Genomic DNA, 26,377 nt, shown 5'->3' on the forward strand with positions numbered 1-26,377 from the left:
ATGATGGCCTCTCCTGAAAGAAAAACACCCTGTCAGCGTACCGCTACAGGGTGGGGGTGACCATATCATTAGCCTCCCAGCGCACCGATAACCACCAACAGGCCATAGGCGCATACCAGGTTGGTCTGCAAGGTGAAAAAGGCCACCGCGACACCAATCAGCACCCCGGCAGGCAGGCAACGACGCACGGTTTTCAGCGTAATCAATTTGGCCGCCAGCGCCGCACCTAACACAATCCCCACCGCTACCATAACATTGAGCAGCGTCGGCGTAGCGTTATCCGTGATACCGAGCGCTAACGGCACCCACAGCACCAGCAGAAAGCGCAGCGTTACGCCCGCGCCCCAAAACAGGATGGTGCCGATCAAAGAGAGTCTGGCATAACCGTCACGCCATAGTGTGATAGCCGCAGAGAAGAAGCCTTGCGCCATGCGTTTCGGGTGCCAGGAGGTGCCCGGTCGCGCAGCTTTCAGGCGTGGGATCATCAGGTTCGCCGCCAACGCAATGCCATAGGCCAACGCACAGGCACCCAACGCCAAATACAGGTTCCAATCAGCCAGCACGCCGCCAGCGACCGAACCAATCAGAATGGCCGCAATGGTCGACGCTTCCATTAATCCGTTGGCTTTCACCAACTGATCGCCGTGGGTTATTTCGCCAAGAATGCCGTATTTGGCCGGCGAGTATGCCGCCGCCCCGGCGCCGACCAACGCATAGCCAAGGAATGGATTGCCCCCACGCAGATCGACAGGACCCCCAACAACTTCAAAGCGTTGGCGAACATCATCACTCGCTCTTTGGCAAAGCTGTCCGCCACTTTCCCGACAAAAGGGGCCAGTACGATATAGGCCGCCACAAATCCCATCTGCAGCACCGGCTGACTCCACTCGGGATAGAGCAACGATTTGATCAGCGCCAGCGTGGCAAACAGCAGCGCATTATCGCCAAAGGCAGAGAAAAACTGCGCAACGATGACCGCATTCATACTGCGCGACAGTAACGGCGGCACGGCACCTTCCTGCGAACTCATTCTGCGCCCTCCGGCTGCTCTGCCATCTGGCGCAGCGTCACGAAATCCGGTTTGCCGTTGCCCAACAGAGGCAGCGCTTTAAGCACGCGAATATCACGCGGCACCGCCAGTTCCGGCACCCCGCTGCTGCGCCAGCAAACGCTCGCGGCTCAGCGTACTGTCAGTGGTAAACAGCACCAGCGCTTCCCCTTTACTGCTATCGTTTTTCGCGCTGACAGCATGCTGTTTATCCGCAGAAACGTGCAGCGCCAACTGCTCCACACTCTCCAACGACACCATTTCTCCGGCCAGCTTGGCAAAGCGCTTCACCCTGCCCACTATGGTACAAAAGCCCAGCGCATCCAAATCGACAATATCGCCGGTGTCATACCACCCCTCCTGCCGTTCACCCTCGGCATTTTCCGCCGCCGGACGCTCCAACACGCCAGGATTTTCTACCCGCAGGTAGCCCTTCATCACATTGGGACCACGCAATTGCAACCGGCCACCGCGTTCGATGCCCGGCACCGGAATCAGCCGGGATTCAATCTCCGGCAGCAAGCGCCCTACAGTGTGCACCTTTGCGACCATGGGAACGTTGATCGCCACCACCGGCGCACATTCGGTAACGCCATAGCCTTCAAGGATGCGGATACCGAATTTATCCTGCCAGACGTTACGCACGTTCTCAGACAGCTTCTCAGCCCCGGCAACCACGTAGCGCAAGCGAGCAAAATCATAAGGATGCGCCACGCGCGCGTAGTGCCCAAGGAAGGTGGAGGTGCCAAACAGCACGGTACAATTCTGATCGTAAACCAGCTCAGGAACGATGCGGTAATGCAGCGGGCTGGGGTAAAGGAAAACCCGCGCGCCGGTCAGCAACGGCGTAAACAACCCTACGGTCAAGCCAAAGGCGTGGAACAGCGGCAGCGCCGACATAAAGCGATCGCGCGGGGTAAAATCCGCCACGGTGCGAATCTGCTCGACGTTTGCCAGCAGGCTGGCGTGAGAATGCACCACACCTTTCGGGTTGCCTTCAGAACCGGAGGTAAACAGGATCATCGCGGCATCATCAGGTTGATGCGGCACCATAGCCCGCACCGGAAACAACAGGTGGAATAAAATCCACGCTTTGTCGGCCAGGGTTAGCGTGCCCTTTAAATCTTCCAGATAAACCCAGTTGGCCTCTTTCACCTGCTCTGGCAGGTGGGTCAGTTTCCCTTTTTCCAGAAACTGGCGTGAGGTGACGATGGTTTTAATTTCCGCCGCCAGCATCGCTCTCTTGATGCCCTTTGCCCCTGCCGTGTAGTTCAGCATGGCAGGCACGTGGGCGCGCAACGAGGCGCCGAGAATGGCCGCCGCCGTCACCGTGGCATTGGGCAGCAGCAGGCCGACGTGTTCTTTTTCCCGAGTAAAACGTTGCAGGATGCGGCCAACGCCGAGGGACTTTTTCAGCAACTCCTGATAACTGTCTTCACTGAAGGCGATATCCGCAATGGACGGCGAGCTGTAGCCATAGCGTTGGCAGGCAGAGAGAAATGCCTGATACAGCGTCTGGCGCGGGCGAGTTTCCATACGCGCGGCCATCATGATGCGGTGCAAGTGCTCACCTGCCAGTTCGCGCCGTTCAGGCGCGCTACCCGCTACCGGCATCGGTAATGTGGTCGGCGGCAAATAAGAGAGGGTGACTTGAGGGAAAAGGCGTTGCTTAAACGTACCTTTAAGGCGACCAAACGGGCTGAACGCAATACCTTCGATACGCACCGGTACCAGCGTAGCGCCCGATTTTGCCGCGACGAAGGCGGCACCACTGTAGATCTTCATCAGGGAGCCAGTAACGGTGATACGCCCTTCGGGGAACACCACCACCGGGCGACCCTGCCCAATCACTTTGATAAGTCCCTTGATTGCCAACGGTTTGGTCGGGTCGAGCGGCACAAAATCGATATAGGGTTTCAGGAAACGCATAAACCAGCGATCTCTGATGCTGGAATAGACGGCAAACACTGGCTTAATCGGCAAAAACAGCGCCAACAGCACACCGTCTAAAAAGGATTGATGATTTGGCGTAATCAGCAGTTTTGATTGTTTAAATACCGCACTATCGCCTTCAATTCGTATGCGATACAGGCGCTGGAACAGCCAGCGCAGCAGGGTGTATATCATTCCTTCTCCCATAGTCAGGCCATCAGCGTGCCGGAAGCAAACTGACCCTTCACAGTTAAACGACAACATAAAAACAGCGGTACATATAAACTACTATAGCCAGCCCAAGAGTGTCAGAGCAACTGCACCACACGCATGATGCAGAAATAACGAGAGAAAATGGAAAAAGCAGGGGTGCAAACGACAGGCAAAAAAAACCTACGCATCCGCGTAGGTTGGTGCAATTTCATGGTTCAATATACTTCTGCGATTCACTCGACAGAGTCCATCGATTTACCACCAATCAATACCTTTGGGTATAGTCTACTCTAGAGACTCCCCCCTGATGAGGCCAGTGAACAATCGCAAGAGTTCTGCTCTAAGTGCAACCAACTGTAAATTTCTGCCAAGTCATGTAAAGTCAGCCTACCCCTCTTGTGATAAAAATCCCCTTCCGAGCCAAAATGTGATATACATCTCACGCTGATCGACCCTGTTTGCCGATAGCTATCTGGCGTTGCTCGGTGGATTTCTGGATGCGGTTGTCCTCGTAAGGGAAAACAGCACTGCATTTTACAGGAAGAAATAACTACACAAATAACGTGTATTTAGGCGCTTTTTTCAACGGAATTGTTTCCCACTCACGCGCTACTATCAATCACGCTTACATCGGGTAAGTTCATAAAATCGTATAAAGGTTATGGAAAATAATGAAGAATTATAAGATTGGCACCAGGCTCGCTGGGGGATTCGGCTTGCTGATCCTTTTTTCTCTGGTCATGTTGGTCTCCGGGGTATACCAACTGAAACAAATCTCAAGCAGTACCGCATGGATGATGCAGGCACCGTTACAGAAAGAGCGTCTGGGCGTAGACTGGCACGGTGCGCTGGTGGCTGGCGTACAGCGTAATATGGCCGTTGCGATGAGTGACGATCCGGCGTTGGCAAAACTGTTCGAAGCAAAGAATGTCGCCGCGAGCAAAGAAACCACCAAGCGTCAGGATGCCTTTGCCAGCCTGATTTCGACACCCGAAGAGAAAGCCATGTTCGATAAGCTCGGTGAATTCCGTCAGCTCTATCTGGACAAGCGCAACGCCATCACCGCCGCTAAAAAAGCGGGCAATATGTAACAGGCCAAGCAACTGTTCGAAAACGAATTCATGTCCGCATCGCGCTGCTATCTGGCTAGCGTAGAGGAGTTGAGCGAACACCAGCGCAGCGCCATCGATGAGATGGCTAAAGCCATCGACAACAGCGCACACAATGGTTATCTGTTTCTCGGGGTTATCGGTCTGCTGATTGCCGTGGTCGGTGTGCTGATTGCCTGGGTATTAACGCGCAGTATTGTGCATCCTTTAGAGCGTGCCGTGCAGGCGACACAGGCGGTAGCCGATGGCGATTTGACCCATGACGTCCGACCGAAAGGGCGCGATGAAGCCGCGCAACTGCTGCACGCCCTGCACAACATGACCCAGCGCCTGCGTAACATTGTGGGTGAAGTGCGTGAAGGATCTGAATCCATTGCCGGGGCGTCAGGGCAACTGGCAGCGGGCAATATAGATATCTCCAGCCGCACCGAAGAACAAGCCAGCGCGCTGCAAAAAACCGCGGCGTCCATTGAACAACTGGCCTCCACCGTGCGTCAAAACGCCAACAACGCCAAACAGGCTAATCATCTGGCACAATCCACCGCCAGTCAGGAACAAACGCTGGGTATTGAGCAGGTAAACGTGGCCGTCAACCAGATGGAAACCACCACCCATCAGAACGCCGCACTGGTGAACGAGGCTTCGGCGGCAACGCAATCGCTGCAACAGCAAGCGGCACAGTTGGCGCGTGCCGTCAGCATTTTCCGCCTCAGCAACCGGGAAAACAGCGCTACGTTAGCAGCTAAATCGATGCCTGCGGCGGCATCGAGTGCGCTTCTGCTTAAACCTGCGCTTGGCGTCAGCAAACCTGCCGCAGACAAAGAAGGGGATTGGACATCGTTCTGATGTGATGCCTGACTACGATCGCCTTCAGGGGAGAGCTGAGATTAATGACAAAGCCTATCACACCCTTGTCGTCCTCGGCGTAGGCCGGGGACCTCTGACAGAAGCAACGCGTTTAGCCTGTAGGAGATTCCCGCGTGCGCGGGAATGACAGTGGGTTTATACCAACGCCTGATGATAGAGCCGTACCGGTTTAGCCGGGTATTCCAAACCATCACCGATATAGTGCCAGACCATTTTTTCGTAGTAACCGCTAAAGCAGGCATAAAGGTAAAGGGATGAAAAACCGGCGTGACGACTATAGGCCAACACGTGCTGTTGCAGTGCTTTACCTAATCCTCTATCCCGATAGTTTTCATCAATATAGAGCGCTGCCAGCCAGGGAGAGAGATCCTGGCGACTTTACAGATCGCACAGCCACAGCCCTACAGTGCCCACCAGTTGCTCTTCATCCAGTGCGATAAAGGTCAGAGGCAATCCCTCTTGCCGCACACTGCTTTGTACAATACTGGCGAAAAATTCACGCCCATTGTGGCGATCGAACGCCTGCCACAGCCAATCCGTCACCTGAGCCTGATGGTGCGGATGGAAGGCTAAAGGAACAATCTCAACCATAACCCAGCAATCCTGATACGGGCGCAACGTGAGCACCCAACATGTCTATTCAGACAAGTTTTCCCTGAAAAATCGGTACCGAATCGAAAAGATAACCATCAAATTCCGGCGCATCCGCATCGGAAATCGCCATCAGCGTGCTTTTGACATTTTCCAGATGTTCCCACATCGTCTGATAGGAACCCGGTACGTCGCGTCGGCGCAGTGCTGCCAGGATGGTCTGGTGATCCGCCAGCCATTTCAGACGATAACCGTGTTTGCCAACGTGAGCATAAAGCTGCTGCCAAAGGGGATTGTCGTCACGGCAGATCCAGATATGACTGACCGATTTTAGCAGCATCTGGTTTTGCGTCGCGCCGGCAATTTGCAGGTGAAAAAGCTTGTCATAATCGCTGAGGTAGTCGTTTGCCGCGATCGCCGCCTGCTCTTTTTCCAGCGTAACGCGCAGATTTTCGATATCAGCGCGGGTCGCCATGCGTGCGGCAAACGCCGCAATATTACTCTCCAACAGTTGGCGAGACTGCAACATTTCAAAAGCGCTAATGCGGTGATGTGCCTGACTCTCTTGCGTTTCCTCATCAGGGATGCAGAGCACATAGACACCCGATCCCTGACGAATATCAACGGTGCCTTCCAATTCAAGCATCAGCAGCGCTTCACGCACAATGGTGCGGCTAACGCCGTAGGTTTCAGCAATGTTTCTTTCCGGCGGCAGGCGCGACCCAACAGGGAATTTTCCCTGCTGAATTTTCAGGCGCAGATCGCTGCCAATCTCCTGATACTGTTTCTTTTCTTGCAGAATCACATCTTTCGCCACACATTCACCCTAGCTACCGCAGCCCAACAGATAATGCGCACGTTGACCAGATGCCACCGTGCCAGAGCACGACGACACATCGGTTAACAACAACGCGCGGCATGCCGCGCGTCAGAATATTGCGGCTAGTTTACCAAACTCAGCACCTGATCGAGCACTTTGGCACCATTTAATGTGCCATAGGCGACGGAGTCGATCACGGCAATCGGCACCTGGTAGCTGTCAGTCAGCTTTTGATTTTCTGCCAGTTTGAAGCGAACCTGCGGCCCCAGCAATACCGCGATGATGTCCTGACCGTAATCTTGCAGTTCCTCACGCATATTTTGTTCAGGAATGGCGTAAATTTTCAGTTCCAAGCCGCACGCCGTGGCTTCTTTCTCAATTTTTGTCACCACCAACGAGGTGGACATGCCCGCCGAGCAGGCCAATACGATACGTTTCATGGCAAATCTCCTTGGGTGCTATTTGTCTTCATCATCCAGCATAACAGTGAGCGTGCGCGTGTCGCGCAGTTGCCGGAACCAACCTGCCGACGCTTTCGGTCGACGCGCCCGTTCATGCTCAAGATCGATCTCAATCAGGCCATAGCGATTTTTAAACGCATTCATCGGGGAGACGTTATCAGTAAAAGCCCACAGCATATAGCACTGACAGTTCGCCCCCTCTTCGCGCGCTTTCAGCGTCCAGTAGAGGTGTTCGGCAATAAAATCGATGCGGTAGTGATCCTGAATCACGCCGTCGCTGTTTTTAAAGCGCGCCTCATTTTCCACCCCCATGCCGTTTTCTGCCACAAACCAGGGAATATTGCCGTATTCCTGCGTCATGCGTTGCGCCATGTCATAAATGATTTTGGGCTGGATTTCCCAACCTCAGGAGGGATTCATACGGAGTCCCGGCAAGGCAAAATGCTCATAGTAGTAGGCGGGGTGAAACGGCGTATCGGGATGCCATGCCCGTTCCGGCGCTTTCACCCGGTGTGGGAAGTAAAGATTGATGCCCAATTCATCCATCCGATTATCACGGATGACAGCCAGCTCATCATCGGTATAGGCCCATTTCACCTGATGTTTCTCCAGCAGTGTCAGCAGCTCTGCCGGATATTCGCCCTTCACCGCTGGATCGAGAAACACACGGTTGAAGAACAGATCGTACAGGCGCGCCGCCTCAACGTCGTGCGCGGCGTGGGAGCGCGGATAGGTCACTTCCGGGTTGAGGATGGTGCCGATACGCCCACCGTCGCGATCGTGACCGTTGGCACGAAAGCAGGCAATGACTTTCGCTGTCGCCAGATTTTTGTGATGATTCCACTGCATCCAGGTGCCAGTGTTTTGCTCATAAGGGTAACGCTCAGCGTCCAGATAGACACGGGTTTGCACCACAATCGGCTCATTAAACACAAACCAGCGCTTCACCTTATGTGCATAACGGGCAAACACCGCTTGTGCGTAGGTCACAAACCACTCCACCACCTGCTTCGATGCCCAGCCCTGATATTTCTCCATCAGAGTAGCGGGCAGTTCGTAGTGTTCCAGACACAGCATCGGGATAATCCCCTGCCGCAGCAGTTCATCGATGACGCTATCCACATAGGCGGCATAGGTTTCATCGACGATGCCCCGTTCATAATCGAGCATAAAGCGCGACCAGTTGATCGAGGTGCGGTAGTGCGTCAATCAGCACTGTTTCATCAACGCAATGTCTTCGCGATAGGGGTGATAAAACTCGGTGGCGCGCGCCGGGCCATAGCCGTTATGCCACACCTGACGATCCTGCTTGTACCACAGGTCCAGATAGGAATCCTGCCTTGCCCGCTTTCCGCTCCACCCTTCGGTTTGCCAGGCGGATGCCGCAGCACCCAGGATAAAATCCTCGGGGATGGTGACAGTAACCTTACTCATCGTTCAGCTCCTCACTCTGGTTATTTGCTCGCCGCGTTAGCCTGCTGTGCCGCCTGCTCCGCTTCCCGCTGTGCCAGATCGGCACGACGTGATGCCACCTGCACGAAGGGCAGATAGATCAGGGTGGCAGTCAGAATGCACACCAGTTGCGTCACTACAGCGCCCATGGAGCCAGCGGTAGAGAGCCAGGCGTTGATAATAGGTGGCGTGGTCCAAGGCACCATCACCACCGCTTTACCGGCAAAGCCCATGCTGGTGGCAAAGTAACCGATAGTGCCGGTAACCAACGGCGTGATGATAAAGGGAATTGCCAAAATTGGATTCAGCATGATAGGCATACCAAAAATCACCGGCTCATTGATATTGAACACGCAGGGGCCAAAGGATATCTTGGCGATCTCTTTCATTTCTAGCCGTTTAGAGGCAATCATCACCGCCAGCAAAAGTCCGATGGTCAGCCCGGAACCCCCTATACTCATATAGACGTCCCAAAATGGCATGGTGATGATATTGGGGATCTCTTGTCCCTGCTCAAACGCGGTCATGTTGACGGCGATCGCCCCCAGCAGCAGCGGTTCGCGGATCGGTTTGATCATCTGGTTGCCGTGAATACCGATAACCCAGAACAGTTGCGCGACAAACATCAGCACCAGCAGCCCCGGCAAGCTCTGCACCAGCGGCTGCTGCACCACTTTATAAATGGCGTCATACAGATGCATACTGGTAATCGCGTGGAAAGTGAAACCGAGGGTAGCAATGAACGTCACGGTAATGATGCCGGGGATCAATGCCGAAAACGATGCGGCAACGTTAGGCGGTACGCTGTCTGGCATTTTGATGCGCAAACGGTCTACTTTTTCCAGCTTGCTATAGATCTCCACCGAGAGGATGGCAATAAACATGCCGAGAAACAGGCTTTTGGTATCCGAGAACTGTCGCGCCAACACGTCTTTTACCGGCACCGTTTGTCCGTTCACCACGATATCGATGGTGGTGGGCGTAATCGAAATCAGGCAGATCACGGCCAGCAGGCCGCGAAACAGGCTGCGTGAGCCGTTAATGCGCCCCAGTTCGATCCCGATCAGAAACACCGCGCCAATGGTCAGAAAATTGAGCTTCGCATAGTCGATACCGCTCATGATGGGTTTGAGCAGTGCCAAAAAAGAAAACATAGCGAAACTGGCCAGACCGTTTTTCGGATCGAGCACCATGTTGGAGATCAGCACCGAAAAGGCACCGACGATAATCACCTGCATCAGGGTAATAAACAAGGCCTTGATGGCCATTCAGGCAGCGCGCCAGAAGAAGTGGGAACTGGCCGCCTCATCATTAGCAGCCGCCCAGGACGCGGTGCGAGCCGCGCATCTGATCCAGACGCAACTGATTGGGGAAGATGAAGGGCAAGGAAAGATACCGGTCAACCTGATCCTGGTACACGCCAAGGATCATTTGATGACGGCGATGCTGTGTCGCGATCTGTCTGAAGAGATTGTGATGCTGCGCCAAGAGTTCGCTGGTGCTGCATGAACAGCATAACGCCAGGTTGCGTTAGTCTTGATCCAACTGTGCAGCCACGTAGAGCAGAAAGCGATCCTCAAAATTCGCCAGGTTCAGTCCCGTCAGTTCAGCAATGCGCCGCAAGCGGTATTCAAGCGTATTTTTGTGAATAAACAGCGCTTTGATTGTCTCACTGGCCTGCTGATTATGGCGAAATCAGGTATGCAATGTTTTTCGAAACACCCCGTTGCCGTCATTGGTTTTTAGCCGCTGCAACGGGCTTACCAGCTCTGCCGCTTGCCAGCCATCGCGCAGGCTATCGAGCAGCACTGGCAGTTTGATGTCCTCGTAGCAGAAGCAATGCACGTCAGGCATCCGCTGTTTGCCTACACTGATGGTGGTTTTTGCTGTGTGATAAGAGCGCACCACGCCCCCTTCATGCGGGAAAAAGTTTCCCAGCGCCAGGCGTACTTTTAGCGGGCTACCCTGCTGTAAACGCTGATAGAGCTGTGTCATGCGACGCTTATGCTCTTCGGGTTCCCAGCGCTCCGCGTGCAGATAAGCGGGTTTCAACACCACCATTTCGGTAAGTGACACAATCGCTATCAGATCATCTTTACCGGTTTCCATCAGCAGAGACTGCAACTGCTGCAATTCGCTCATTGCCGTGCTGACACCGAGCTGGCCGCTGTCCAGTTCCACTACCATAGCGACGCGTGGCAATGTCAGATCGACGCCCAAACGTTGCGCCCACTCCTGCATGGTGGCAGAGTAGCTGTCGTTACGCACCATACTTAACACCAGCTCTTCACGCAAACGGCTATTTTGCGCCAACAGTTGCAGCAAATGAACCTGTTCCAGCATCATTTCCGCCGTCATGCACACCAGCTCGCCAAATTGCAGCAGACCATCGGGATCGCCGGTCAGGCCAATGACGCCGACGATTTGGTTATTTAACCGCAGCGGCAGGTTCAGGCCGGGCCTGACACCATGCAGCGTACATTGACGCATCATCAATCGAAACGACGCGTTGCTGACTGAGCGCCAATAGCGCCCCATCGTGAATTTCACCAATACGTTCGCGATCGCAGCTGCCAATAATACGACCTCTGGCATCCATGACATTGATATTACAGTCAATAATTTTCATGGTGCGTTCAACGATCGAATAAGCTAATTTCGCATCGAAATCATAATCTGTCATTTACTATTCCCCTGGTGCAGCTCAAAAATATTTCGCCAACTGGAAATACCCCACATGCAAATACGCCACATCAACAACCACTGCATTTTGTAATTTAATAAAGTTATTTATACCAATCCGATTATTATAAAGGGAAAGGCGAACAGCTTTATTTCATAACGTGCCTTGTATTTTATTTCTATTTAAAAATAAAGACTTCAACAGCGATAAAAAAATAAATCATGAATATAGACACAGGAATTTAGCTCGATACATCGCCGCCATAGCCAACAGACGGCGATGACCATCACGCGCTTATTCCACGACGCAAATACGACAGGTGTTGGTACTGCCAATTTTTCCGATGCTGTCACCCTGCGTCAAAATGACGCTGTCACCGGTCGCAATCGCGCCGCGCCCAGTCCTTCGGCACGGCCGTTGAACAGCAGGGGCGTAACGCCGCGATACAGCGCAACCTGATTCAACGTTTCGGCATGACGCGATAGCGCATAAATCGGCAAACGAGAGCTAATGCGAGACATAATGCGGGAGGTACGGCACGACTCCGTCATCGCAATCACGGCTTTAACCCCTTGCAAATGGTTAGCCGCATACATCGCAGACATCGCCGCCATCTCTTCGACATTGGTAAACTGCACATCAAGGCGGTGTTTCGAGGTGGTGATGCTGGGGCTGCGCTCAGCCCCGAGGCACACGTTCGCCATCGCCGCTACCGCTTGCGCCGGATAGCTGCCTGCGGCGGTTTCAGCCGATAGCATTACAGCATCGGTGCCGTCCAGCACCGCATTGGCAACGTCCATCACTTCAGCACGCGTTGGCATCGGGCTGGAAATCATCGATTCCATCATTTGCGTAGCGGTGATCACCAAGCGGTTCAACTGACGCGAGAGCTGGATCAGACGCTTCTGGACGCCCACCAACGCGGCATCACCAATTTCTACGCCTAAATCGCCACGCGCTACCATGATGACATCCGCAGCCAGAATCATGTCATCCATGTTTTCTGGCGTGGCAACGGTTTCCGCGCGCTCCACTTTGGCAACAATGGCCGCCTGACAGCCCGCTTCGCGCGCCAAACGACGCACATAGCGTAAATCGTCTCCAGTGCGTGGAAATGAGACCGCCAGAAAATCTACCTTCATTCTGGCTGCCAGCAGAATATCTGCCTTGTCTTTTTCCGTCAGCGCTTCGGCGGAAAGCCCGCCACCGAGTTTGTTGACGCCTTTGTTATTGAAGAGGGTTCCGCCTACGGTGACGGCTGTGATGATTTTTTCGCCGTCAATGCGCACGACACGCAGTTGAATACGTCCATCATCCAGCAGCAGATATCACCCGGCACCACATCGCGCGGCAGCACCTTATAATCGATGCCAACCTGAGTATTATCGCCCAAGCCTTTTTCCAATAAGGCATCCAGAATAAAGGTATCTCCGACGTGCAAAAATACTTTACCTTCTTTAAAGGTTGATACCCGAATTTTAGGCCCTTGCAAATCACCCAAAATAGCCACTGACTTACCCAAGCGTTGGGCAATTGCGCGTACCTGTTCCGCACGAGCAATATGATCGTCTGCCGCACCGTGCGAGAAATTAAAGCGGACTACGTTAGCGCCTGCGCTAATTATTTTTTCCAGGTTATTATAACGATCGGTTGCCGGACCGAGGGTAGCAACAATCTTGGTGCGCCGAATAGTTTCAGTCATATTCTTTCCCTTTTTATTACTGGCGCTTAATTATGCTGCCGCTTTTTTCAACAGGCGGACAATATTCTCGCACGCACGTTCCATATTAATCGGGCCATCTTTCAGCAGCGCTTCAATATTGTCTGCACGTGGAATAATGCCGAAAATGGTGTCGATACCTTCACCATAGAGTACTTCAACACCTTCGCCAACGCAGCCAGATACTGCAATAACCGGTACACCCTGCGCTTTGGCGGTTCTGGCAACGCCGTAAGGGGTCTTACCGAACTTGGTTTGGTAGTCGATACGCCCTTCACCAGTAAAGCAAAAATCCGCACCAACCAGCTTGTCACTCAGCCCACTGAATTCGACAACAATATCAATACCACGACGCAGTGTGCATTGGGTGAAAGCCATCAGCCCCGCGCCCAGACCGCCCGCCGCACCGGCACCCGGCACAGTGGCAATATCTTTGCCTAACTGATTGCGGATCACCGCCGCGTAATGCGCCAGATTGTTATCCAACTGTGCGACCATCTCCGGCGTTGCCCTTTTCTGCGGGCCGAAAATCGCTGATGCACCCTGCTCGCCGCACAATGGGTTGGTAACATCACAGGCCACCTGAATATCCACGTGTGCCAGACGGCTATCCAGCCCGAAAAGATCGATGTGGTGCAAACGATCCAGCGCGCCGCCGCCGCGCGGCAGCGTATTGCCCGCTTCATCATAAAAACGCACGCCCAGCGCTTCTGCCATGCCCGCGCCGCCATCATTGGTTGCGCTGCCACCGATACCCAGAATGATTTTCTTGATGCCTTTGTCCAGGCAGGCGCGGATCAGTTCACCGGTGCCGTAGGTGGTGGTCACCAATGGTTTTTTGGTGTCGCGGTTAACAAATTGAATACCGCTGACAGACGCCATTTCAATCACGGCAATCTCACTGTTGCCCATGATGCCATAGCTGGCCTCAACCGTTTCTCCCAACGGTCCGGTCGCGTTCAACGCATACAGCGTACCTCCGGTGGCATCGATCAGCGATTGGGTGGTGCCTTCACCGCCATCTGCCATGGGAACGTGCACGAAATTCGCTTCGGGGAATACCTTACGCAACCCTTTTTCCATCGCGTTACACACTTCTTTCGCCGTCATGCTCTCTTTAAATGAATCGGGCGCTAATACAAACGTTTCTTTTTTCATTGTGGATTGTCTCAAACTAAAGAATAAGGCCGTACAGCACGGTAGCGACGAGGGTCATGGTGCCGCCGACAATCGCTTCGTAAGGCAGCAAGTCCATACGCTGTCTGATGGTCATGTTCATGCTCTGCACTGTAACGTGGAAATAGTTGCCCTGCGGCAAGGAGTCGATAACGGTGGCCCCGGTGTGTACCATGACCGCAGAGGCAATCGGCGCAATGCCGATAGTGGCTATGGCGTTACCGAAGGTACCGGTCGCCAGAATGGTCCCAGTGGAAGTGGAAGCCGTGGCTGCCGCCATCAAAATACCGGAGATTGGTGCCAGGAAGGTGCCGGAAATGCCCATGACGTTAATCAGTTGCACCACCTGAGCCGACAGGTTAGATGCGGCAATCAGGCCCGCAATCGCACCCGCACCAATCAGAATCAGTACGGTAGCGGTCATTTTTTCCAGACCTGAAGCGGTATAGGTAATCACCTTGTGCTTTTGCCCCATGGCAATCAGCCCAACGATACCGGCGATCGGCAGTACATACATCGCATCCAGTTTGAACGGGGTCAGCGCGCTGATGTGGAAAATAGAACCAATCGGGTTAATCATCAATAAGATAACGGCAACCGCTGGCGCGACGATAGCCTTACCCAGCGTTGGGTAGGTTTTGTCATTTTTAGCGCTCTGGGTGCCATAAGCAGCGGCTGCTTCTTCACCACTTACCATGATCCCTTTATTTTTCAACATCGAAGCGACAACGACAGTAATAATCAAACCGAATACGGCAGGAATAAAATCAGCGATCATTACATCACTTAAATTCAGGTGAAAACCGTTTGCTGCGGCAATGGTATTGGGGTTCGGCGATACAATATTACCGGCTTTACCGCCGCCGGAAAGCGCCAGTAATAATGCCAGTTTGGAAATCCCCATTTTATTACCCACCGATAACGCAATGGGTGCAACAATTAATACTGCAACGGGAATAAATACACCCACTGCGGTAATGATCATGGTGGCCAGCGTCAGCGCTAAAATCGCTTTGCTCTCCCCCATCTTCCTCACAATGGCCTGAGCGATAGTTTCTGCCGCGCCCGACTCCATCATCACGCCAGCCAGTACACCGGCGGCCAACACGCGGATCACCGTGCCCATCACGCTCTGCGTGCCTGATGTCAGCAGCCCGATGATCTGCTCAAGGTTGCCACCGCCAATCACCGCGCCGAGAATGGCACCGAGGAACAAGGAGTACACCGGATTAATTTTTTTCAGGATGAACGCAATGGCAATAAAAAGACCAATCAACGCCCCGTACCATGCCAAGGGTTCTATGGTATGCATAATGAGACCTCTTATATTTTATATATCTTCGACAATAGGGTGCTAATACAAATACATTCCTGGTGGAATCTGCATTATTTAATGTGGTAATAAATCACTCCGTTCTAAATAGCTTTCTTTGGGAAAAAATTAGAATCGATAAATAATTCCTTATCACATGCTCTTATGAATTGAGAATTATTCTATGACTTGGCAATAAAATAACCTATGTGTTGCAACACGAAAAAATTGGGAATTTGTATAAATATTTTTGTGTTGCAGAACAAGAAAGCGAGAGGTTTATCACATTGCAGGGAGGAGGGTCGGCTTCAGACTGATGACAAAGTCACTTTACCTCGTCATCCTCGGCGAAAGCCGGGGATCCCAGCCAGAAGAAACGCGTTTCACCAGCAAGAGATTCCCACCTTGGCGGGAATGACGGTGGGAGTAGGGCTGTTTGTCTGCAACCATAAGGAACGGTTACAGCACCTCGAGCGCCAGTAATTCTTCGATGGTTTGACGGCGGCGAATCAGGCGCGCTTCGCCATTTTCAAACAACACTTCCGGCAGAAGTGGGCGGCTGTTGTAGTTAGAGGATATGGAGGCACCGTAAGCCCCGGTATCGTGGAACACCAGATAATCGCCAACCTGCACCGCAGGTAACGCCACGGTTTCCACGCCTCCGCCAGCCTGTTGCGTAAACACATCACCGGATTCACACAATGGCCCTGCCACTACGGTATCGCGCAACGGTGCGCCAGCAAGAGAACTCTCATCTGCCGGCAACAGCGAAATATGGTGATAGCTGCCGTACATGGCGGGGCGCATCAGATCGTTAAACCCGGCATCCACCAACACGAAGTGGCGGCTGCCCATGTTTTTGACCGCACTCACCTGCACCACCAACACGCCAGACTCCGCCACCAGAAAACGTCCCGGTTCGATTTCCAGTGTCACCGGGTGACCAAGGTGTGTCTCAATACGCTAACGCGCTGCGTGCCACAGGCCAAAGTAGTGCTCGGTATCGATCACTGGCTCGCCCACGCGATAAGGAATAGAAAGCCCGCCGCCAGCGGAAATGGCTTCAACATCCAGACCAAACTCAACCACCTGACACACCATGGCATCACACACCTGCTCCAGATGGTCGTAGTCCACGCCGGAACCGATATGCATATGGATGCCGACCAGCTTCAGGGAGTAGCGTTGAATTTGCGCCAGCGCCAGCGGTAAATCGGTATACCAGATACCGTGTTTACTGTTCTCACCGCCGGTGTTGGTTTTCTGGCTATGGCCGTGACCAAATCCCGGATTGACGCGCAGCCACACCGGGTGCCCCGGCTGAGCTGCCCTCAACTGGGCCAGCATATCCACGGAACCAGCATTAACTGGAATATTCAGTTCCACCACACACGCCAGCGTCGGCATATCCAGCATGTCGGCGGTGAACACAATCTCGTGATCTGCCGTACCCGGTACAAACCCGGCCACCAGGGCGCGCTCAATTTCCCCCAACGATACCGAATCCACTTTTACACCTTGTGCGCGCATCAGACGCAGAATATGCGTGTTAGAGCAGGCTTTTTGCGCGAAACGGATGGTGTCAAACTGACGGAGTTGTGCAATACGCGCCACGATGGTGTGCGCATCATAGGCCCACACCGGGCATCCAAAACGAGCGGGTAATTCGCGCAGACTATGCGCGTTAAGCGCGTGGGTAAGGTCATTCAGATCGTGCGGCATAGGGTTTCCGTGCAACAAAAGGGGAGCAATGACCACACGGTAACGGGCTGCAACGATTTAAACAAATATCGATTCTCGCATATTCTATTCATCCATGATATGGCTTAACTAAGCCACTTCGCGCAGCGCATCGGTGGTAATATGCACCTCTATCGTGCTTCCTGCACGAAGCAGATCGCCCGGTGCACGATTCAGTACATCCACAGCCAGCTCTACGCCGTTAACCACGATACGGTACCGCACCACTTTACCTAACAGGCTGTGGTTGAGGATCTTCCCAGCGATGCCCTGTTCAGGCGTACCCAGCGTGATGGATTCAGGACGATGTGCCACCTGACCGGTGAAGTGTTCTCCCGTCAACTGTTGCGCCTGCGCGGCACTCAGCAGGTTATAGCTGCCGATAAAGCTGGCGGCAAACAGATTGGCAGGCTGGGTATACAGCGATACCGCATCGCCATCCTGTACGATTTCCCCGTTGTTCATCAGCACGATACGATCGGAGAGCGTCAACGCCTCTTCCTGATCGTGGGTAACAAAGATGGCCGTCAGGTTCAGTTCACGCTGAATGCGACGGATTTGTTCACGCAGGTGGCGACGAATACGGGCATCCAGCGCGGAAAGCGGCTCGTCCAGTAACAGCAAACGTGGGCGCGTAACCAACGAACGCGCCAGCGCCACGCGCTGACACTGACCGCCGGAAAGCTGATGTGGGTAACGGTGGGCAAATTCATTCAGCTCCACCAGCACCTCGGCCACCCGCTGGCGAATCTCCCCTGCGCCGAGCTTCTGCATTTTAACCCAAACGCTACGTTCCCTTCTGCCGTCATGTTGGGGAACAGCGCGTAGTTCTGGAACACCATACCAATGCCGCGCTTTTGCGGAGACACCGGCACGATATCCTGCCCCTATAACAGGATCTGTCCGCTGTCCACGGGCGTCAGGCCCGCCAGACAACGCAACAGCGTCGATTTGCCGCAGCCGCTCAGCCCCAGCAGGGTAACAAACTCCCCTTCTGCCACAGAGAAATCGATATTGTGAAACACCTTGGTCGACCCGTAGTGTTTATTGAGCTGTTTTACATCGAGATAGGGCATATCAGGATTTCTCCCGGTTAAGAATATTGGCCAGCCAGGTCACCAGCAGCACGACGAGGAAATAGGAGATCACCAGCGCACTGGTAAAGTGCCCGCTGTCATTACGTTTGTTGTAGAGATACACCTACAACGTTTCAAAGCGGGTGCCTACCAGCTGGTTGGCAAACACAAACTAGCCAATCAGGAAAGAGAACGAGAGCAACACCGCGATCATCACGCCTTTACGCAGATTAGGCAGCACTACCCACAGCGCCGCCTGCCAGGTACTGGCACCCAGCAAATGCGCCGCATCGAGCAGTTCTTTGAGGTTAATCGCCTGAATGTTGTTGGAAATGGCACGGTAAATAAAAGGAAGGGCGATAGCAAAGTAGCAGCCAATCAGAATCCAGGGCGTGCCGGTAATGGCGAGCGGGCCTGAGGAATAGAGCTGCAACAATACAACGGAAGAGACCACCGGCGGCACCGAGAACGGCAGCAGAATCAGCACGTTCATTACCCCGTCCAAACGCGGAAACCGCCAGGCGATGACAAACATCGCGGGCAACACCAGCAGCAGCGAAAACAGCAGTGCGCCAAAGCAAATCAGCAGTGAGTGGCCCAGCGCCACCAAAAACCGGCTATCGCCCCACAGCGCAATAAACCACTTCAGCGTCACGCCGTTGGGCAGAATGGTGGCTCCCCACTCTGTCGCCAGCGCATAGCCCAAGGTGGCGAGCAGCGGTAACAGCAAAATCAGCAGCACCAGTAATACCACCGTCTGATGGTAGCGCCGTTCAAAGGATGACATGGCAGCCTCCAGTCAGGGGATTACGGCGCGGCATGGAGATAGCTCCGCCGCAGCAACCACTGGTGAACAACGGTAATCAACGTCATCAGCAGTACCAGCAGCACGGAAAGCGCGCTGTCAAGATTAGGATCCAGGGTGATATCCCCGGCGACCAGCGCAGCAATGCGTATCGGCACCACGTTGAAGTTACCCGTTGTGAGAGCGTAAATGGTGGCGTAAGCCCCGAGCGCATTAGCAAGCAGGATAACAAAGGTGCCGAGCAGCGCAGGGGTCAACACCGGAATGCCGATATGCAGCCAGAAGCGCCAGCGCGGTGCGCCCAGCAACGCCGCCGACTCTTGCCACTCCGTGTGCAGCCCGTCAAATGCAGGATAGAGCAGCAATATCCCCAGAGGGATCTGAAAATAGGTGTATATCAAGATCAAACCGTCGCGGGAGTAGATGTTGAACCCGTCGATCACGCCATATTTTTTCAGTAATAAGGTAAAAAAGCCGTTCAGCCCCACCATAATCACGAAGGCAAAGTCCAGCGGAACACCCGCAAAGTTACTGGTCATATTGGCAAACGACAACACGAAGCGTTGCAAACGCCCCGTCCCCAGTTGGCGCAACGAGTAGCCGCCAATCAGGGCGATAATGACGCCGTAGAAGCTGGACCAAAACGAGATATCCAGTGAAAAACGGATCGCCTGAAGGTAAAAAGGAGAAGAAAGGATATCGGTATAGTTCTCCAACCCCCACGCCTCTTCCGTTTGGCTGTAAAAGCTGTTCACCAGGATCCAGATAAGCGGCGCTATCTGGAACGCAAAAAAGACGGCAAAAAACGGCAACAGGATCCCTGCGACCAGCCAGTTTTTTTCACGCGTTATCCTCCCTCTGCGGCGTGGATCAATACGCCCTGCACGCCCCTAACCGTATCCGGACAGGGGGCGCACAGGAACAGGCCTTACTGTTTCATGTTGATAATCACGTGCTCTTGCCACTGACGCGGCAACGTTTTCACCGTTTTATCCCAGGCCTCGCCGTCAGCAATCGGGCGCACACTTTTGTACTGTTCTTCCGGCAACAGTTTAGCCTTCAGATCATCTGGCAGCGTGGTGCTGCGCGCGGATCGGGCGCGCATAACCACGCGCCAGATTGATCTGTCCGGCATCAGAGAAGATGTACTCACGCGCCAGCTTGGCCGCGTTGGGGTTTTTGGCGTATTTATTGATGATGGTGGTATAACCGGAGATCACCGAACCATCGGAAGGGATCAGCACTTCAAAGCGATCTTTGTTGATTTTGTCGCGGTAATTCAGGCCGTTGAAATCCCACACCACACCAACCTGCACTTCCCCTTTTTCGATATTTGAAATAACCGGATCGGTAACGCCAAGACGCCCGGCTTTCGCCAGCTTGCCGAAGAACTCCAACGCCGGTTTCAGGTTTTTCTCGTCACCACCCAGCGCAAAGTTAGCTGCCAGTACGCCGCTTACCGCCTGCGACGCGGAGTTAACGTCACCAATGGTCACGACGTAATTGCCTTTAAGCAGGTCGGCCCAACTGTGCGGGATCTCTTTCACCTGCTGTTTATCAATAATAAAGGCGATAGCTCCGGTATAAGCCAGCGCCCAGTGTCCGTCTTTATCTTTAGCCCAGTCAGGCACTTGTTCCCAGGTGGTCGGTTTGTAGGGCTGGATTACACCTTTTTGCGCCGCAATCGGGCCAAACGCGGCACCTACGTCACCGATATCGGCGCTGGCATTCTCTTTTTCAGCCGCAAACTTGGCGATTTCCTGCGCGGAAGACATATCGGTATCACTGTACTTCAAACCGTATTGGGTAGAGAGATCCTGCCAGGTGTCTTTCCAGTTGGCCCAACTGTCCGGCATCCTTACGCTGTTTACCGCGCCTTCAGCCCGTGCGGCTTTTTCCAGTGCTGCCAGATCCTGTGCCAACACCGGGGCGGAAACAAAGGCGATTGAGGAGAACAGTGCGCTACTGATTAACACGGAAGACAACAATTTCTTCATCATGATGCTCCTGATTTTATAGGTTCGCGACGCTGGTCTTAGCCAGCAATAACTACGCCAATTCAGAACAGCGGGATGAAAGTTATATGTCGGGTGTATGACAACCGCATGTCAGCGCAAGGTGGGGCAAGAGCATACCCATCGCGCCAGCCACGATATTCCCCGTCATGGTGCACATTGCGCGATATCGGTGTTTGATTCTGGTGAAATACGCCTGCATGAAGTGCAGTAACCCGATGATAGTTCAGCCTCATGGCTTCATCCATTCAGAGGCCGTGAACCACAGCGATAACATTACCGTCATGTGACATTAACCGCAGAAAATGTGCTTCGCGATTGATTGGGCAGCCACCAAGCGCGATTCCCTCCGCATTTGGTGAAAAAATAAATAAATTCCGGCCAAGCTATTCATTTATGATATTGGTTAGCGAGGCAACCACGACCGAGGCCACGATGCCGACCATTTCACTGCGCCACATTGAAATTTTTCATGCCGTCATGACCACCGGTAACCTCACCGAGGCCACCGCGTTGCTCAATACCTCGCAACCCACCGTCAGCCGTGAGTTGTCACGCTTCGAGCATCTGGTCCAGATACCGTTGTTCGAGCGGGTACGCGAACGCCTTCACCCGACGGCGCAGGGATTGCAACTGTTCGAAGAGGTGCAACGTTCCTACTACGAATTGGATCGCATCATCAATGCCGCGCGCGACATTCGGCGTTTTGAACAAGCACAGCTTTCTATCGCCTGCCTGCCAGTGTTTTCTCAGTCTCTGTTGCCCAACGTATGCAAACCGTTGCTGGACAGCTATCCCTCGCTCAGCCTGCACGTCATACCTCAGGAATCACCGCTGCTGGAATAGTGGCTGTCAGCACAGCGCCACGATCTGGGGCTGACGGAGAACAGCGTGACGCCTGCGGGCACAGAGCGTCATACCCTGCTCACGTTGAACGAAGTGTGCGTGCTTCCCGCACGGCACCGTTTAGCCGCGCGCCAGATACTGACGCCAGAAGATTTTCGCCATGAGCGATTTATCAGCCTTTCAAGCAGCGATAGCTATCACCAACTGCTGGACAAGCTGTTGATAGCGCCGGGATAGCGCGTGATATGGTGCTGGAAACCCACAGTGCGGCATCAGTGTGCGCCATGGTGCGCGCCGGTGTCGGCATTTCTATCGTCAATCCGCTCACCGCTTTGGATTACGCCGCCTCCGGCGTGGTGGTGCGCCCGTTCAGCGTCGCGGTGCCTTTTACCGTCAGCCTGATTCGCCCGCTGCACCGCCCAGCCTCCGTGTTGGTAGATACCGTCATTACCCTTCTAACACGCTATACGGCAGGCATTGCCGAGCAGTTGGAGGCGGTGCTGGTACGATGAGTGGCCCACTATTCCGCTTGCAGAGCCAACCAGCGCGGCTCATGGGCGAACCAGTGCACCAAGAAGTCCAGCAACGCACCCAGCGCGGGCGGCATATGTTGACGAGACGCGTAGATGCCGTAGATACCCATATCCTGCGGTCGGTACTCTGTCAGCAGCGGCACCAGCACACCGCTGGCAAGATAGCGTTGAACCGAGTAGCGTGGTTGCAGCGTGATACCGGCACCTTCTAGCGCGCTGGATAACAACACCTGCGATTCGTTGCCGCTCAAATTGCCGCTCACGGGTACAGTAACCGGCTCATTTTCATGGGTAAAATTCCACAGACTTTTGCCAAAGTAGGTGTAGGTCAGGCAGTTGTGCAGCGAAAGATCGCTCAATTGACGCGGCATTCCCTGTTTTGCCAGATAAGCGGGCGCAGCGCACAGCACGGAGGCACACTGGCCGAGCGGGCGAGCAATCAGGTTGGGATCGAGCGCATTGGTGATGCGCAGGGCCAGATCGATGCGATCTTCTACCAGATTGATCGCACGGTTATTCATCTGCATATCCACCGCCACGCGCGGATGGCGTTGCAAAAATGCCGTGACCGCCACGCCCAGCGCCGTTTGCCCAAGGGATTGCGAGCAGCTGACGCGCAGCAGCCCGTCGATAGATGCCACATCCGAGGCATTTTCCACTCGCATATCTCCCGCCAGTGCCAGCATCTCACGACAGCGTTGCAAGGTTTTCTCCCCCGCATCGGTTAAACTCAATTTACGCGTGGTGCGATGCAGCAGACAAGCCTGCACCCAGGTTTCCATTTCATTCAGGTAGCGGCTCACCATAGCGCGCGACATATCCAATAGCTCAGCGGCAGCGCTCATGCTCCCTCGTTCAACAATAGCGACAAACACTTCAGCAGCAGTGATGCGATCCATTATTAGCTCGATTTATGCAACAGAGAAGCCACAATTTAGCCATTTTTATTACGATAATTGCAACTTAATATAGCCCCCGTTGCGTACTTTTAAACGAATCGAACTTTTAACGAATAATGAATGGAATTTCTGCTATGAAAAAATCTACCTTAACGCTGGTTGCTGCCGCCATCCTGAGTATGACTACCGTGGCTCACGCCGCCTCTCCGTTGAAGCTTGAAGTGTTTAACCCCGGTGAAGCCAGTATTTTCCCGGTATCATCCTCGCTGATTGTTGGTGAACATGAAGTGGCACTGATTGACGCCCAATTCCAACGTAACGATGCACAAACGTTGGTGGGCCGCATTAAAGCCACTGGCAAGCCGCTGAAAACCATTTATATCAGCCATTCCGATCCGGACTATTACTTCGGTCTGGATGTGATCAAGGCCGCCTTCCCGGGCGCAAAAGTGATTGCCACCCCAGCAACTATCGCGGCGCTCGAAGCCAGCCAGGCGGGTAAAGTGGCCTACTGGGGCCCGATAATGAAAGAGAATGCGCCGCAAAAAATTATCGTGCCAACGCCATTGAAGGGTGACAGCTTTACCGTTGACGGTCAGAAGTTGGAAGTGAAAGGTCTGACAGGGCCTACGCCGGATCGCACTTTCGTGTGGATCCCGTCGATGAGCACCGTGGTGGGAGGGATTCCGGTTTCCGCTAATATCCACCTGTGGATTGCCGATACCCAAACGCCACAATCGCGCGCTGACTGGCGTCAGACGTTACAACAGATTGAGCAGTTAAAACCGAAACAAGTGGTGCCGGGTCACTTCCTGCCGCCGATGGATTACAGACTGAGCAGCGTCACGTTCAGCCTGCAATACCTGAACACGCTGAAAAAAGCGCTGGCTACCAGTAAAGATTCTGCTGCGCTGATCGATACCATGAAGAAGTAGTACCCCGACCTGCACGAAGAGTCCAGCCTGGAACTGGGTGCCAAAGTGCTTAAAGGTGAAATGAAATGGCCGCAGTAACCCTACACTATATTTATGACCCGCTGTGTGGCTGGTGCTACGGCGCCGCGCCACTGGTGCAGGCAGCGCATCCAATGCCAGGCGTCAATGTGGTGCTGCACAGTGGCGGAATGATGACGGGCAGCAACCGCCATCAGGTCACCCCGCAGTGGCATGACTACGTGTTGCCTCATGACCAGCGTATCGCAGAACTGACCGGCCAGCCTTTTGGCCAGCCTTACTTCGATAAGCTGCTGCGCGATACCAGCGTCGTACTGGACTCTGCGCCGCCGACAGCAGCCGTTATCGCGGCAGAGCGTATGGCTAACAAAGGCTATGAGTGCTGCACCATGTGCAACGTGCGCATTATGAACAGGGCAGAAAAATCGCTGATGTCGACGTATTGACACAGTGCGCCAGTGAAATCGGGCTGGACCCAGTTGCCTTTGCTAATGAGTATGCCTTCGTTAACGCTGATGGACTGGAGCAACATTTCAAGGAGAGCCGTGCATTGTTGGCGAAAGTGGGCGGACACGGCTTCCCCACCTTCGTGATGGAAACCGCCGACGGTAACAGAGAGATTGTCCAGACAGTCGAATTTCTGGGAAATATCGATGCGTGGCGCGCCTTTTTGCAGGTTAAAATCGGCGGCTTCGCTGCGTAAGCGGCATTCACAACGTGCAAGCCACTTTTCCCCTCGTCATCCTCGGCGAAAGCCGGGGATCTCTGAGAGAAGAAACGTGTTTCACCTGCAAGAGATTCCCGCCTGCGCGGGAATGACGGTGATGGGTGGGAATGACGACTTTAGGTGGGGTTGTCTGTAACATCAAGCCCATGTCGAAGACACCGGCTTTCAATGATACACAGTACTCAGATTTCCCTGCATTGGGAGCACTATTGACCAGATACAGTAAGACCTATGCCCCCATATTCTGATACTCAGCACCGTTTCCACACACAACCTTTCGCCATCGTTAAGCTAGCGATTAAAGGCTTACGTTACTGGAAAAACTGTTCGAGCATCTCTTTTGCTGTGTTAGTTCATAAATATCCAGAGCTACTGATACGTCATAGTGAATGACAACATCCCATTCGCCGTCCCGGTGGTAATACGATCGCCAGTCTGGTAATAGCGTGCCTTAAGCGACACAGTAAACCCGCCCCCAGCAGAGGAAGTGCCGATCGTAACATCGGAACCCAACGCCATTGGCTGGTTATTATAAAGTAACTGGATCCCAACGCCTGTAGCGACGTTATTCCCGCTGGTGGTATTGAACACACCTCTGGGGGCATCATATATATCACCTTCCATCTTAACGCTGACCTGGGTTCCGGCATTGCAAGTCATCGGCAGGTTGAAGGACTGAGTATAGGCATCCTCCGGTGTGGAACCTTTGCCATTAAACTCTTTTTTATCCACATCTTTCATATCAACAGCAATCGATGCCGTCGTCAGCTTACAGGCCGGTGTAGTGATCGTGAAGGCGTTGATATTGACGCTAGCCTCCGGAGATTGCCATAAGACACTGTTGCTCAACAGCACCAACGCCCCAACCGTTTGTGCCGCTATCGTCCCGGATCCGGTTTCTGGTGCCGTCTTATAAAACGTTACGGTGACAGAACCATTCAACATGGGACTTATTATTCCGCTTGTATTCTGGAAGAGTGTGGCGGTGTTACTGTTGCCGAACATCGTATTACTGCCCGTAACGGCAGCATTCTCCCCTGCACATGCTGTAGTTGAGCCGGAAATGGCATAGCCAATACCATCGACATTGGTTTTATAGACTCGTCGACCATTCAACATGGAATCAAATGTGCCGCTCGCCTTAACGCCCAGCGTCTGATTGTTAATAATGCCCTCGTCAGAGTTCCAACAGCTAAACGCGTTAATCGTCGGCGTCACAATCTGTGTGCCAATAACTGCGCCAACAGGCAGATCCCGCGAAATGGTAAGATTCTGCGGCGATACGGTGGTCGACGGGGTCACTGTCGTGCAATCCCACGCCAGCGCTGTTTGTGAAAACAGACCCAGCGCAGCTAAAACTAAACTTAATAAAATGCGATACATTTTCGTTCTCTCCGGC

At 53.6% G+C, this 26,377-nt stretch carries 11 protein-coding genes and 14 pseudogenes; 7 read left to right on the forward strand and 18 right to left on the reverse strand.

The window, feature by feature from the left end:
- Positions 1-71: 71 nt before the first annotated feature.
- Both lplT and aas read right to left on the reverse strand, forming a co-directional pair.
- Positions 72-1,030 (reverse strand): annotated as a pseudogene (lplT, locus tag CS369_RS21515) (lysophospholipid transporter LplT); the annotation flags it as partial.
- Positions 1,027-3,175, reverse strand: a pseudogene (gene aas / locus CS369_RS21520) (bifunctional acyl-ACP--phospholipid O-acyltransferase/long-chain-fatty-acid--ACP ligase). The pseudogenes aas and lplT, both read right to left, overlap by 4 nt.
- Before the next feature lie 689 nt (positions 3,176-3,864).
- Between aas and CS369_RS24250 the strand changes: the two are divergent.
- Positions 3,865-4,284, forward strand: a complete 420-nt coding sequence (locus tag CS369_RS24250; protein WP_244665170.1) for an MCP four helix bundle domain-containing protein — start codon at positions 3,865-3,867, stop codon at positions 4,282-4,284.
- Positions 4,285-4,314: 30 nt separating this feature from the next.
- Positions 4,315-5,148: a HAMP domain-containing protein gene (locus CS369_RS24255; protein ID WP_244665171.1), complete on the forward strand. Its 834-nt coding sequence runs from the start codon at positions 4,315-4,317 to the stop codon at positions 5,146-5,148.
- Positions 5,149-5,304: 156 nt separating this feature from the next.
- On the opposite strand, the pseudogene CS369_RS21530 reads toward CS369_RS24255, so the two are convergent.
- The 5 genes and pseudogenes from CS369_RS21530 to CS369_RS21550 form a co-directional block, all read right to left on the reverse strand.
- A pseudogene (locus tag CS369_RS21530) lies at positions 5,305-5,760 on the reverse strand (GNAT family N-acetyltransferase).
- Between the two features lie 49 nt (positions 5,761-5,809).
- Positions 5,810-6,577 carry an FCD domain-containing protein gene (locus CS369_RS21535; RefSeq protein ID WP_196908636.1) on the reverse strand — a complete coding sequence of 256 codons (768 nt, stop codon included), beginning with the start codon at positions 6,575-6,577 and terminating at the stop codon, positions 5,810-5,812.
- Positions 6,578-6,702: 125 nt separating this feature from the next.
- The gene (locus CS369_RS21540) at positions 6,703-7,020 is read right to left on the reverse strand and encodes a PTS sugar transporter subunit IIB (protein ID WP_196908637.1); all 318 of its coding nucleotides are present in this window, start codon (positions 7,018-7,020) and stop codon (positions 6,703-6,705) included.
- A gap of 18 nt (positions 7,021-7,038) precedes the next feature.
- Positions 7,039-8,475, reverse strand: a pseudogene (locus CS369_RS21545) (glycoside hydrolase family 1 protein).
- A 20-nt stretch (positions 8,476-8,495) separates the two neighbouring features.
- A pseudogene (locus CS369_RS21550) lies at positions 8,496-9,761 on the reverse strand (PTS sugar transporter subunit IIC); the annotation flags it as partial.
- Between CS369_RS21550 and CS369_RS21555 the strand changes: the two are divergent.
- Complete coding sequence (locus CS369_RS21555) at positions 9,685-10,002, forward strand: PTS lactose/cellobiose transporter subunit IIA (RefSeq protein WP_196908638.1); 318 nt, start codon at positions 9,685-9,687, stop codon at positions 10,000-10,002. The pseudogene CS369_RS21550 and the gene CS369_RS21555 overlap by 77 nt on opposite strands.
- A 21-nt stretch (positions 10,003-10,023) precedes the next feature.
- Here CS369_RS21555 and CS369_RS21560 read toward each other — a convergent pair.
- From CS369_RS21560 to CS369_RS21600, 9 genes and pseudogenes are all read right to left on the reverse strand, one after another.
- A pseudogene (locus CS369_RS21560) lies at positions 10,024-11,176 on the reverse strand (CdaR family transcriptional regulator).
- Positions 11,177-11,470: 294 nt separating this feature from the next.
- Positions 11,471-12,878, reverse strand: a pseudogene (gene pyk, locus CS369_RS21565) (pyruvate kinase).
- Positions 12,879-12,908: 30 nt separating this feature from the next.
- Positions 12,909-14,054 carry a glycerate kinase gene (locus tag CS369_RS21570; protein WP_196908639.1) on the reverse strand — a complete coding sequence of 382 codons (1,146 nt, stop codon included), beginning with the start codon at positions 14,052-14,054 and terminating at the stop codon, positions 12,909-12,911.
- 16 nt (positions 14,055-14,070) lie between these two features.
- Positions 14,071-15,384 carry a GntP family permease gene (locus tag CS369_RS21575; protein ID WP_196908640.1) on the reverse strand — a complete coding sequence of 438 codons (1,314 nt, stop codon included), beginning with the start codon at positions 15,382-15,384 and terminating at the stop codon, positions 14,071-14,073.
- Positions 15,385-15,843: 459 nt separating this feature from the next.
- Positions 15,844-17,106: pseudogene (gene lysA, locus CS369_RS21580) on the reverse strand (diaminopimelate decarboxylase).
- 108 nt (positions 17,107-17,214) lie between these two features.
- Positions 17,215-18,200 (reverse strand): annotated as a pseudogene (locus CS369_RS21585) (ABC transporter ATP-binding protein).
- Between the two features lies 1 nt (position 18,201).
- Positions 18,202-18,987 (reverse strand): annotated as a pseudogene (locus tag CS369_RS21590) (ABC transporter permease).
- A gap of 20 nt (positions 18,988-19,007) precedes the next feature.
- Positions 19,008-19,823, reverse strand: a complete 816-nt coding sequence (locus tag CS369_RS21595) for an ABC transporter permease (protein ID WP_374191102.1) — start codon at positions 19,821-19,823, stop codon at positions 19,008-19,010.
- Positions 19,824-19,933: 110 nt separating this feature from the next.
- A pseudogene (locus CS369_RS21600) lies at positions 19,934-21,002 on the reverse strand (ABC transporter substrate-binding protein).
- Between the two features lie 97 nt (positions 21,003-21,099).
- Between CS369_RS21600 and CS369_RS24755 the strand changes: the two are divergent.
- Entirely contained in the window at positions 21,100-21,234 is a 135-nt protein-coding gene (locus CS369_RS24755; RefSeq protein ID WP_280514843.1) for a hypothetical protein, read from the forward strand.
- A gap of 221 nt (positions 21,235-21,455) precedes the next feature.
- A pseudogene (locus tag CS369_RS21605) lies at positions 21,456-22,378 on the forward strand (LysR family transcriptional regulator).
- A gap of 8 nt (positions 22,379-22,386) precedes the next feature.
- On the opposite strand, the gene CS369_RS21610 reads toward CS369_RS21605, so the two are convergent.
- Positions 22,387-23,298, reverse strand: a complete 912-nt coding sequence (locus CS369_RS21610) for a LysR family transcriptional regulator (protein ID WP_196908641.1) — start codon at positions 23,296-23,298, stop codon at positions 22,387-22,389.
- A 134-nt stretch (positions 23,299-23,432) separates the two neighbouring features.
- On the opposite strand from CS369_RS21610, the pseudogene CS369_RS21615 reads away from it, so the two are divergent.
- Together CS369_RS21615 and CS369_RS21620 are read left to right on the forward strand one after the other, a co-directional pair.
- A pseudogene (locus CS369_RS21615) lies at positions 23,433-24,311 on the forward strand (MBL fold metallo-hydrolase).
- Positions 24,299-24,954: pseudogene (locus tag CS369_RS21620) on the forward strand (DsbA family protein). The pseudogenes CS369_RS21615 and CS369_RS21620 overlap by 13 nt, the downstream one beginning before the upstream one ends.
- Before the next feature lie 393 nt (positions 24,955-25,347).
- Here the strand turns inward: CS369_RS21620 and CS369_RS21625 are convergent.
- Positions 25,348-26,361, reverse strand: a complete 1,014-nt coding sequence (locus CS369_RS21625) for a fimbrial protein (RefSeq protein WP_196908642.1) — start codon at positions 26,359-26,361, stop codon at positions 25,348-25,350.
- Between the last annotated feature and the right edge of the window lie 16 nt (positions 26,362-26,377).

The sequence above is a fragment of the Candidatus Symbiopectobacterium sp. 'North America' genome (genome assembly GCF_015762685.1).
Classification (GTDB): Bacteria; Pseudomonadota; Gammaproteobacteria; order Enterobacterales; family Enterobacteriaceae; genus Symbiopectobacterium.